Consider the following 12,218-nt stretch of genomic DNA (forward strand, 5'->3'; position numbering starts at 1 on the left):
ATGGAAAAAGTATATACAACTTCTAGCTTCGATGAAGGGTTTAAAAAACTCAACATTGCTCAAAAACTAGCTGTTGAAACTACTGAAGGCCCTATAATGGTAATTGCTGGCCCCGGAACTGGAAAAACTCAAATTCTGTCTTATAGAATTGGTACAATTCTGTTGAAAAATTTAGCTGAGGCTCGGAACATACTTTGCCTTACCTATACTGAAGCTGGCGTTACTGCAATGCGTCAAAGACTGACTTCGTTAATTGGTCCTCTGGCGTATGAAGTGGGAATCTTTACCTTCCATGCATTTTGTCATCGTATCATCAGCGATAACCCTGAGTCTTTTCAGTTATATGGCGATCACAGTGTTGCCGATGATCTAGACATTATTGAATGTTTGGAAGAATTGTTAACCTCACTTCCTTCAGACAACAAACTATTTTCTTATAAAGAAAATTTTGCTCAAACAATTAAGAATCTCAAAAAACTTTTTTCAGATATTAAAAGAGAACATTGGTCTACAATTGAAATGATTGAAAAGGTTCAACAAAGAATAGAAAATTTAAAAGACGATCCTATTTTCATTTATGTAAGAAAAACTGGAAAAAATCAAAAAGGTGATATCAAAACTGATGCTCTGGAAAAAGAAAAAACACGCCTATTAAAATCAATTGAAGCCATTAAGCTTTTTGGAAAATACCAAAATGCATTAAATCAAAAGAATCTTTATGATTATGATGACCTTATTCTTTGGGTAATTGATAAGTTTTCTTCAGACGATGAATTCCTTGGAATTTATCAGGAAAAGTATCAGTACATTTTGGTAGATGAATACCAGGATACAAACGGATCCCAAAATGAATTATTAAACCTTTTATGCTCTTATTGGGATCAGCCTAATATTTTTGTTGTCGGAGATGATGATCAGGCAATCTATCGCTTTCAAGGTGCGAACCTGGAAAACATGATTTCATTTAAAAATAAATATAAACCCGAAATCATTCTTCTTACAAACAATTATAGATCTTCCCAGCCCATACTTGATTTAGCTGGTCATTCTATTAAAGCAAATTCTGATCGATTAATATATCAAATTCCAAATTTAAGCAAGGAACTACTTTCTTCTGGCCAAAACAGAAGTGTTACAATCATACCAAAAATAGTTGAGTATTCAGACAATTATTCTGAGTATATTGATGTGACAAATCAAATTGAGTTCCTAATTTCTTCTGACTTGACCTCTTATAATGAAATTGCAATCCTGGTTAGGAAAAATAAGGAAATATCTATCTACAGTCAGTGTCTGCAAAAGAAAGGAATTCCATTCAGGGCTAGTTGTGAAATCAACATCATACATGAACCAATAGTAATAGCTTTGTTGGAAATTATGCAGTTCCTCCTACAAGAAACTAATAAACCCTTTTCTTCGGATCATTTACTATTTAAAATCCTTCACCAGCCTTTTGTTGCAGTATCTTCCCTTGATGTTGCTAAAATCTCATGGCATCTAAACAATTTTGAAAAAGATTCAGAAAATAAACTGACACCTACTGAATTTTTAAACAAATCTTCTTTAAGAATTTTAATATCAGATCCTGTTCGATTATCTGATTGCGGAGTTGATTCCCCTGATAAATTAATGGATTTTTCAAAAAATTTAGAGATGCTCTTAAAGGAAAAAAATTCCTTAAGTTTACAAGTACTCATCGAGAAAATTCTATACTCTCTTAAAATTCTACCTTATATACTTGGATCCAATGAAAAAGAATCCCAACTTCAAATTATAAACGGGTTTTTTGACTTTCTAAAAGATCAATCAGTTAAAAAACCTGAAATTGATCTTGAGCAATTTCTTAAACTAATTGATAGAATTGCTCATCATAATTTATCTATTCCGGTAAATCTATTCACGGGGTCTGAAGAGGGTGTTTATTTAAGCACGCTTCATAGTGCCAAAGGGTTGGAGTTTGAATATGTCTTTATGGTAAATAATACCAAAAATATTTGGAGACCTAAAGGTGATTCTGGTTTTAGATTAGTGGATCCCTTCCAAAGAATTAATAGATTAGAAAATGAAGACGACAGAAGACTTTTTTATGTAGGGATTACGCGTGCTAAAAATTTTATTCAGATTTCATATCCAGTTAAGGCTTTGTCTGAAAAAACTTTAGAGCCCTGTCTGTATATTGCGGAGATCTTGGCTTTTAATGGAATAGTAAAAGTTGGTAAGTCTATAGAAAAAAATGAATTTATTAGTGGGATAGAACAGAAAATTTCATACTTCAATAAACCTTTTGTACAAATTGATGAAAGTTATTTCAAAATATTTTTGAACCGATTTGAATTGGCGTCAACAGCTTTAAATACCTATTTGGAATGTCCCCTGAAATTTTATTATGAAAAAGTTTTACGGATTCCTGGAGCTCGTTCAGCGCCAATGGGTTTTGGAAATGCCATTCATAAAGCTCTTGAAAAGTTTTTAACGAAACAACCTCTGGATCCAAACGGACCGGACATAGATCTTCTTTTAAATCATTTTGACAAAGCAATGGTTACCCACCGATCTCATTTTTCTGCCAGTGAATTTGAAAACTATCTCGCTGAAGGAAAAAGATCATTACTTGGTTTCATAAATCAACACTACAGTAGTTGGTTGGAGATTTCTAAAATGGAACTTGAATACCCATTTAAAAACCGGGCTTATCGTAATGTACCAATAGTTGGCAATATGGATAGGGTAGACCATTTTTCAACAAGCATCAAAGTCGTTGATTACAAGACCGGAAACGCAAACGTTATTAGAGATCATATACAAAAACCAACAGACAAAAACCCAAATGGTGGACCATATTGGCGACAATTAATATTCTATTCAATTCTCTTGGATACAGAACCTAAATTTAAAGGAAAAATGAGTTCTGGTATAATTTATTATGTAAATCCTGACGCCTCCGGAAAATTTCTATCTTCTGAAATTTCACCTTCGCCAGAAGATAAATTGTTGGTAGGCAATTTAATTGTTGACACTTATGACAAAATCCGAAATAAAAATTTCTTCCCCGGTTGTGAAAAACCCAATTGTGTTTGGTGCAAATTCTATTCAAATGGAGACCTACCCCTCAATGATGAATCTGAACAAGATTGAATCTCTACCTTCCGATTTAAATTATAGGGTCGAGGTAAGTAATAAATCCAAATTAGTATATTTTAGGTTTAAGTGTTTGCTAAGATATTCGTTGGTCAGGCATCCTTTGTAAGTATATATACCATTCCTTAATCCTTTGTTTTGGTATAAAATTTCTTCAATACTCCCGGTGTCACCTGCTTTTTGCAAAATTGGTGTGATGATATTGCTAATTGCTATGGATGCTGTTCTTGATACTTTAGACGCTATGTTTGGCACACCATAATGGATCACGCCATGCACAACCCTTGTTGGCGATTCATGTGTGGTGATTTGACTGGTTTCAAAACAGCCTCCTTGATCCACTGATACATCAATAATTACGGAACCAGGTTTCATTTGCATTACCATATCTTCAGTGACAACGATTGGCGTTCTACCGGTTTTTGAATGTATGGCACCAATAACTACTTCAGCTGAAACAAGTTGTTGCAACAGTGAAACAGGATTAAGTGAAGAAGTATAAAGTGGTGCTCCAATTCTACTTTGAATTCTAGTCAGTTTATGAATTTCATCATCAAATATTCGCACAGAAGCTCCTAAAGCCAGTGCCGCTCTAGTTGCATACTCCGCTACAACCCCTGCTCCCAAGATTAAAACTTTGGCTGGCGGAACCCCTGAAATACCCCCCAAAAGAACCCCTCTACCCTTATGTGTATTTGTTAAAAGCTCAGCAGCCGTATGAATTACAGCAAGACCGGCTATTTCACTCATGACCCTGACCAATGGAAAGCTACCATCCTCCGCTTGTAGGTACTCCATAGCTAGCGCGGTTACCCTCTTTTGTCGCAATGCTTGTATGTATTCTGTGTTGGCAACTGGAAGATATAGTGGAGAAATAAGGATTTGATTGGGATGGAAATATTGCAATTCATCCAAATTTGGAGGTGCAACTTTGAGAACAATGTCCGCTTGCAATACCTCCTTTGGGCTATAACATATTTCTGCTCCAGCTTCCGAATAATTATGGTCAGAAAAATTAGACCGCTCTCCTGCGCCAGACTCAACCAAAATATGATGGCCTCTGGCTACCAAATTATGAACTGAATGAGGAACTAAAGCAACTCTATTTTCATGAGGAAATGTTTCCTTAGCAATGCCAATTTTTAGCTCGCGACTTGCCTTTGCAAAGTCCTTCATTTCGACCTTTGTCTGATAAAAATTCTTTTCTACTGTAAAAAATACTTGCTTGCTCATTTATTTTGTTTCAAGATATACCTTCTGTTTTGATTATCCAAGACCTCTATGTGTATTTCCGCAAAAGTATGCTTACCCAACAATGGATATATTAAATTTGGCCATTCAATTATTACGAGGTCATTACCGAAAATAATCTCCTCAATACCAACTTCCAAAGCTTCTTCAATATGATTCAATCTGTAAAGATCTACATGGTATACCCTATTGATATTTAATAAGTTATTCTTGCATGAATATTCATTAATAATCGAATAACTAGGACTGGTAACTTCCTTCTCAAAACCCAACAAAGATCCCAAATTTCTCACCAAAGTTGTTTTACCAGATCCCATCTCGCCTGTTAATAACCAGACTCTATTTGTTTTTAAGTGATTTACAAGCTGAGTCAATATTGATTCTAAATGCTTCTCATTACTAAAAAACTCCATACTTGATGCAAATTTACAAAAGCTGATTTTCCTTTTTAATAAATGATGGATATTTTTACCATCCCGAAATCTTCTTCCAAGTTACAATAATTTGTTACCTATTTTACAATTCCTATAATTTTTTGGCTCCTATAAAGAATTTAAGATCGGTTTCCATTTAACTGTGTCTTTATCATTCATACTCTCAGAGTCTATTTTATTAGATTAAATATTATGAGAGTCTGGAAAGGTCGCAGAATTTAATTCAGAAAATTTCCTATCAAACTAAAATATTAAATTGATGAGACTAAAATTGAATTATATTTTCTCCGATTCAAAACTCACTGTACAAATCTTAAAAAACTTTTTTGATTTATACATAATTACAAACTCAATGATTCATTTCATAATTATCCACAATAATTATATATTTTGCTATCTAAATAAATTCTATGCCCACATTTCTAAAATTATAAATTGGTACATTTAACAATATTGATTTAAAGTTCTTATAAAAAATAACAGAATTTCTTGTGAATCTCAATCAGATCAAATCTAAAATCATTAGAGATTAAAGTTCATTATATTGAGTAAATTCATGCAACAAAACCTAGAGCATTATTTAGAGAACCTATTTGCTTGAGAATGTGGAACGTGATATCTATTTAGACCATTTACAAGTGAAATTATTCCTTTTAATTGTGTCTAGGATTCCGGTAATGTTAAACTAAACAAAGATCATGATGTTGGAGATCCAAATAAAAATTTCTTTCTTTCTCAAGCCTTTAACAATAAGGAATTCTTCATTATCTCTAAGAAAACCTAAATTTTATTTATTGTTATTGCTTCGTAGTTTTTGTTGATTTCTATTTGATAAAAATCTTCTGATTTATTTCAAAATTATTGGACAAGTAATTCCAATAATAATACCCTGAATTTACTAATTATGCGGTGTTTTATAATATCTCAAAGTGCCTTAAAAGTTTATGTATTCATTAGTAATTAATTTCAACCCAATCCCCATTTTAATGGTCAATTCTTTACTTTTTAATCGTTGACTTTTTGGATCCATTTCTACCAAATTTTCAACATAACTAATTAATTAAAATTTGTTGTGGACCGTGCCTTTTTGTTCTAATATAAGACTTGTTAAATTTAGTAGAATTGCCTTATTTTCATTACCTTTGCACGTTAATAAAAATACTTATATGACTCAGAAAGGAGGAGAATACAGCGCGAGTAGTATTCAGGCGCTTGAAGGATTAGAGGCTGTTAGAAAAAGACCAGGAATGTATATTGGAAGTACAGATTCCAAAGGTTTGCATCACCTTGTTTGGGAAGTGATTGATAATTCCATAGATGAGCATTTGGCTGGACACTGCACACACATTCAAGTAACTATTGAAAAGGATAATTCTGTTACCGTAAGCGACAATGGAAGAGGAATTCCGGTTGACATGCACGAAAAGCTGCAAAAGTCCGCTCTGGAAGTTGTCATGACTGTTCTTCATGCTGGAGGTAAGTTTGATAAGGATTCTTATAAAGTTTCTGGTGGTCTCCATGGTGTGGGCGTTTCTTGTGTTAATGCGCTTTCTTCCTATGTTCGGGTAGAAGTAAGAAGAGGTGGTAAAGTGTACATGCAAGAATATGAAAGAGGTAAACCTTTGGCTGATGTTAAAGTCATTGGTGATAGTTCCGACCGTGGGACACAGGTTACCTTTAAACCAGATTATGAAATATTTGAAAATCTGATATATGATTATGATACATTAGCCCACAGGCTCAGGGAGCTTTCATTTTTAAATAGTGGTTTGTACATCTATCTTAAAGATGAAAGAGAAGAAATTCCAAGAAATGAATTATTCTTCTCTGAGGGTGGATTAAAAGAATTCGCTCTATACTTGGATCGAACCAGAACTCCACTTTGTGAAGAGCCAATTTTTGTAAAAGGAAAAGAAGAAAACATTGAAGTCGAAGTAGCTCTTCAATACAATACTGGTTATCAGGAGAATGTATTTTCCTATGTCAACAATATCAATACCAGGGAAGGAGGAACACACGTAAGTGGATTTCGAAGGGCTTTAGCCAGAGTTTTCAAGCAATATGGTGATGATAATGGAATGTTTTCTAAGCTAAAAGTTGAAATTAGTGGGGAAGATTTTCGTGAAGGGTTAACTGGAATTGTTTCAGTAAAAGTTCCCGAACCTCAATTTAAAGGTCAAACTAAGGGAGAATTGGGTAATTCCGAAGTCGTTGGAGTTGTTTCAAGAGTAGTAGGAGATGCGTTAATTACATTTTTAGAAGAAAACCCAAAAGAAGCTCGCAAAATAATAGATAAAGTTATTTTGGCCGCTACAGCGCGCGAAGCAGCCAGAAAGGCGAGAGAAATGGTCCAAAGAAAAAATGTCCTAAGTGGTGGTGGGCTTCCCGGAAAGTTGGCTGACTGTTCTTCAAGAGTTCCTTCAGAATGTGAATTGTTCTTAGTAGAAGGAGATTCTGCCGGTGGAACAGCAAAACAAGGTAGAAATCGTCACTTTCAGGCTATTTTACCATTGAGAGGTAAAATTCTTAATGTCGAAAAAGCCATGGAACATAAAATTTATGAAAATGAAGAAATCAAAAACATGTTCACGGCTCTTGGTGTGTTTCGTCAAGAGAATGAGGAGGGAGACATCATATTAAATACCAGTAAATTAAGATACCACAAAATAGTGATCATGTGCGATGCCGACGTTGATGGTTCCCACATTACAACCTTAATTCTTACATTCTTTTATAGGTATATGAATGAAATTATTGAGAATGGTCACCTTTATATCGCAAGACCTCCACTTTATTTAGTAAAAAAAGGAAAAGAAGCCAGATACGCCTGGAATGAAAAAGAAAGAAAAGAAATATCCATTGAATTGGGTAAGGGAAAAGAGGATAGTGTTCAAATTCAACGTTATAAGGGTTTGGGAGAAATGAATGCTGAACAATTGTGGGAAACCACTATGGACCCTGAAAGGAGAATTCTTTCAAAAGTGAATATTGAAAACGCAACATTAGCTAGTGACCGTTTTACCATGCTTATGGGAGATGATGTGCCTCCTCGCAGACAGTTTATTGAAGAACATGCCCATTATGCAAAAATTGATATTTGACCTTAAGGGCTTGCTTAATTTTTCTTCCTTTATTGATTTAATTAAATCCTGGGAAATAAACATCCCATAAAATGTTGCCTAATACCAGTGTAAGTATTTCATTAGCTGCGAAAGGGGTGTGCAGGTATTTAAAAACTCTACTCTTGATTAATTTTCTCATAGTTGCCATTATACATTCCTATGAAATGTTAAAATTGAGATCATCTTCTTGTTTCAACGATGATGGCTTTTGGGAATTTGAGTAATGCCCTAAAACCAAAAAATACATACCTGCTCCTTCAACGATTCTCTAAATTAAGTGCTTACCAACAAAACCGGTTTCTCGTTTTAATTACTTATCGTTAAAACTTAATCTGTGTTACTTTTAATTCTTTTGCTTGTACCGTAGCAACAAATTATTAATAAAGCAAATTATATATCTTATAAAAAATATATTTTGCAATATTGTTAGTCAAATTTGTCTTTTATAATATAAAAATATTGAAATATTCCTTCCAATAAATTTAAAATTACCAGACATATTGCTTTTTATTCATCAACAAAGCCTCTCCTGTAAATGTTTGCTCGCCGGTAGCCAAGTCGAAAATGGCACAATCATACAGCACCCTGTGTTTATCGGGAAATATTTCTTTTACGGTAATAACGGCCTCATAATCCTGATCAACAAACATTGGTTTTATCCACTGCATCGTTTGTTTCATATAAATATGCCCATCTGCCATCCACAAAATGCCAAATATCTTGGTAAAAACACTCCCTCCAAGAAAACCATGAATAATGTTTTTACCAAAAATACTGTTTGCTCCTGCAGCTGGATCAATATGAAGTGGATTCATATCTCCCGAAACCTTTGCAAAAGTATCAACATCAGATTGGGTATATCTAAAAGTATGCTTAAATTGATCACCTATTTGTAACATCTTAACTTTAATTAATAAATTATTGACATGAGGTTTGGCACCTTTTGACTTAATTTTGCGTTGCAATATTAGAGATATTTTTTTTATTCAAATTATTAAATCATGGAAAAGTCCAACAGATCTTCAGACCTTATTGAAAACGTTATTGATACACACGCTAAAACCGTTGATCAGATCGTAGAAAATTCTAAAAAATTGACAAAAGATTTACCTTTAGTCAACGAAACGATCGATAAATCTCATAAATTATTCCAACAATCGGTCTCCTCTCAAAAAGAATTGGCTATTAAAGCCTCCGAAACTTTCGAAAAAACAAGCAAACAAATGAATAACAACGCAGAAATGGCTCAGAACTTTTTTAAGCAATGGCTTGAAAACCAAATGACATGGGCCAAAACTAATTTTAATCAACCAAATATTCCGGCATTTAATTCAGATCCGAAAGATTGGATGGCAAATTGGCAAAAATTTATGGGACAAAACACGAATCCTTTTGCCTCCATGATGAATGGAAATCCTTTCTTTTCCATGATGCAGAATAATCCATTCATGAATATGAATTCTATGCAAAACAACATGAATGAAAATGTTACTAATTGGAGTCAATTTACTAAACAGTATCTTGACATGATGAATCAATCCTACAATGAATGGGTAAAGCAATTTTCTAACTTAACTGCTGCGGACACCTTTAAGGGAATGAGTAATATGACTGAAAGCCTGAATAAATTTTTCGAACTTTGGATGCCAATGTTTAAATCAATCCAGGATAAATCTTTTACAGCTGAATCTTTTATGAATTCTTTGAATCCGGAAAAGTACAAGGCTTTTGTAGACAGTTTCTTCAAATTTATGCCTGAAGAAGGACAAAAAATGATGGAGCAAATGAACACTCAGTTCGTCCAGTATATGAAACATGTTAGTGAAGCTGGATTTAATGGCTATTCATCAATGAAATCCCAAATGCAACAAATGAATGGATTAGACCAAAATCCATACTCAAATGCATGGGATATGTACCATAATTGGAGAAATGCAATTAACGAAGCTGTCTCTCCACTAACAAAACTAACCAACGAAAACGGTCCGGTAAAAAATGTTAAAATCTGGAATGACATTAACGACTTGATGGTTGAATTCAACATTAAAAACAATGAGTTACAATACCTTGTATACCAAAACGGACTCAAGGTTATGGATAGACTTTCAGACAAAGTGGCCAACCAGTTAAAAGAAGGCAAAACTATTGACAGCTTTGTCAAATTATATCAGGACTGGTTAGTTACTGGAGACGAAGTTTTCACCGAATTATTTAATGGGGACCAATACAGTAAATTGATGACGGAAGTAAGCAGTTTGCAAATGAGACTCAAGAAAGACATTGATGATCAAATGGAAAGTTTATTCTTGGTGAATATGCCTGTTGCGACAAGAACTGAGATGGACGAGGTTTACAAAAGCATTTATGATTTAAAGAAAATGTATAGAAATCTTGAGAAAATGTTCAGTGCCGAGAAAACTGAACAACAGGAGAAAGTAGTTCCTGAAACTAAAACTTCCAAGAAAAAGTAAAATCAAATAATTTTTTAAAAGCCTGGTTTTAACGACCAGGCTTTTTTATTTTTGCCATCTACAAAAAACAATATTTATGATAAATACTAATTCCGTTTTTGGAGAATTTCTGGAAATTGGTGAAAAACTTAAAAAGGGCTATGAAACTCTAAAGTCAATTGACTCTGTGGAAGTCGCCACAACACCTAAGGAACTTGTTTGGTCTTGCGACAAAGTTCAAATGTTTCATTATATAAGAGAAACTCCAGCCAAATGTAAAACCCCCGTACTTGTTTCTTTTGCTATCATGAACAGACATGACGTTCTTGACCTTCAACCTGACAGAAGTCTCATGAAGAAACTTTTGGACGAAGGCCTTGACATATATATAATGGATTGGGGTTATCCAAGTAAAGCTGACCGCTTCCTTTCTATGGAAGATTATATTCTTGGTTACATGGATGATGCTATTGACTTTATTAGGAATGCACATAAGATCGATAAAATCCACAAAATGGGAATTTGCCAAGGTGGACTCTTCAGTATGATATATGCATCAATATTTCCCGAAAAGCTTAAATCATTAACAACCTATGTGGCTCCATATGATTTTAAAAATGCAAACTGCAATATGCTGTTTAAATGGACAAAATATGTGGATGTGGACACCATGGTCAACACTCAAGGCATAATTAGCGCTGATATGCTAAACAATGCTTTCAGTATGCTTAAACCAAGTATGGATATTGCTAAATTTTTCGGGGTTTTGGAAATGATGGATGATCGTGACAAATTGATGAACTTTTTGAGAATGGAAAAGTGGAAAAACGACTGTCCTGATTTAAGTGGAGAAATGTATAGAAAATATATTAAAGATCTATTTAGAGACAACAAATTAGTGAACGGTGAATTTGAATTAGACGGTAAGATTGTAGATTTAAAAAATATGACCGTACCTTTTTTAAATGTTTATGCCACGGAAGATAATATTATTCCTAACGAATCTACTGTTTCTGTCATGGATAAAATTGGTAGTAAAGACAAACAACTATATGCTTTCCCTGGAGGCCATATCGGTGTGTTCGTTGGCGCTAAGTCACAAAAAGAACTTGCACCAAGCGTCGCCAAATGGGTAATTGAACGATGCTGATAGAAATTAATAAATCACAAATAATAAAGCCGCTTTATACTTCATCTAAAGCGGCTTTATTATTTAACTTTAGTGTTTTCCCCAAACTTCAACCAGAGCTTGCTTGTTGCGGAAATTTTTTGTGTCATACCATAAGATTACCTTTTTTATAACTCGCCGATTTCCTTCAAGGTCAATTACCCTGCTTTCAGATCCAGCCTTCAATTCTTCCTTAAGTTCTATTTCCTGTTCCGTCCCGTCTCCATAAACAACCTTACACTTATGCATATTAATTCCAGATCTTTTGACTTTAATTTGGACAGATTTAAAGAACCCATTATTTCTTCCGACCAAAATTTCATCCCTGTCAAGATTAAACTTGACGGTTTTAGTACCCAAGAGCTCCCAAGCTGGCTGTTCAAAATTGTTAATCTCAATGGCTGGGCTTGCGCCAATTGTCTTTAATCCCACTAAAAAACTAAGGACCAATAAGTAAAAGTGAACTTGCTTTTTCATAATTTTTTCTTTTTTGACTCGTACAATTTGAAAAGGTTTAAAATACACTGAATGACCCTGAAATTATTAGAAATTTATTATATTGTTAAGTAAATTATTAATTGTCAAACAGGTTCTCGGATCTTCAGATTTATAGTTGATTTCATGAACACTATTTTTCTTTTATTATTTCTTGCCC

8 protein-coding genes are annotated in these 12,218 nt (G+C 33.9%); 4 read left to right on the forward strand and 4 right to left on the reverse strand.

Translation table 11 applies throughout. From position 1 onward, the window contains the following. On the forward strand, positions 1 to 3,135 hold the full coding sequence (locus IPJ53_01400; protein ID MBK7797744.1) for an ATP-dependent helicase: 3,135 nt from the start codon (positions 1 to 3) through the stop codon (positions 3,133 to 3,135). 21 nt (positions 3,136 to 3,156) lie between these two features. Here IPJ53_01400 and IPJ53_01405 read toward each other — a convergent pair whose 3' ends face one another. Further along, positions 3,157 to 4,314 (reverse strand): alanine dehydrogenase, encoded by a 1,158-nt coding sequence (locus IPJ53_01405; protein MBK7797745.1) that lies wholly within the window; start codon positions 4,312 to 4,314, stop codon positions 3,157 to 3,159. A gap of 53 nt (positions 4,315 to 4,367) precedes the next feature. Then, positions 4,368 to 4,802: a tRNA (adenosine(37)-N6)-threonylcarbamoyltransferase complex ATPase subunit type 1 TsaE gene (gene tsaE / locus IPJ53_01410; GenBank protein ID MBK7797746.1), complete on the reverse strand. Its 435-nt coding sequence runs from the start codon at positions 4,800 to 4,802 to the stop codon at positions 4,368 to 4,370. A gap of 1,187 nt (positions 4,803 to 5,989) precedes the next feature. On the opposite strand from tsaE, the gene gyrB reads away from it, so the two are divergent. Continuing rightward, positions 5,990 to 7,924: a DNA topoisomerase (ATP-hydrolyzing) subunit B gene (gyrB, locus tag IPJ53_01415; protein MBK7797747.1), complete on the forward strand. Its 1,935-nt coding sequence runs from the start codon at positions 5,990 to 5,992 to the stop codon at positions 7,922 to 7,924. 509 nt (positions 7,925 to 8,433) lie between these two features. Here the strand turns inward: gyrB and IPJ53_01420 are convergent. Further along, positions 8,434 to 8,844 (reverse strand): MaoC family dehydratase, encoded by a 411-nt coding sequence (locus IPJ53_01420; protein ID MBK7797748.1) that lies wholly within the window; start codon positions 8,842 to 8,844, stop codon positions 8,434 to 8,436. A 102-nt stretch (positions 8,845 to 8,946) separates the two neighbouring features. Between IPJ53_01420 and IPJ53_01425 the strand changes: the two genes are divergently transcribed. Both IPJ53_01425 and phaC read left to right on the forward strand, forming a co-directional pair. Beyond that, positions 8,947 to 10,416 carry a hypothetical protein gene (locus IPJ53_01425; GenBank protein ID MBK7797749.1) on the forward strand — a complete coding sequence of 490 codons (1,470 nt, stop codon included), beginning with the start codon at positions 8,947 to 8,949 and terminating at the stop codon, positions 10,414 to 10,416. A 76-nt stretch (positions 10,417 to 10,492) separates the two neighbouring features. Continuing rightward, on the forward strand, positions 10,493 to 11,545 hold the full coding sequence (phaC, locus tag IPJ53_01430) for a class III poly(R)-hydroxyalkanoic acid synthase subunit PhaC (protein MBK7797750.1): 1,053 nt from the start codon (positions 10,493 to 10,495) through the stop codon (positions 11,543 to 11,545). Positions 11,546 to 11,614: 69 nt separating this feature from the next. On the opposite strand, the gene IPJ53_01435 is transcribed toward phaC, so the two are convergent. Further along, the gene (locus tag IPJ53_01435) at positions 11,615 to 12,040 is read right to left on the reverse strand and encodes a DUF2541 family protein (protein MBK7797751.1); all 426 of its coding nucleotides are present in this window, start codon (positions 12,038 to 12,040) and stop codon (positions 11,615 to 11,617) included. Positions 12,041 to 12,218 lie beyond the last annotated feature (178 nt).

This window comes from Candidatus Vicinibacter affinis, from assembly GCA_016714365.1.
GTDB lineage: Bacteria > Bacteroidota > Bacteroidia > Chitinophagales > Saprospiraceae > Vicinibacter > Vicinibacter affinis.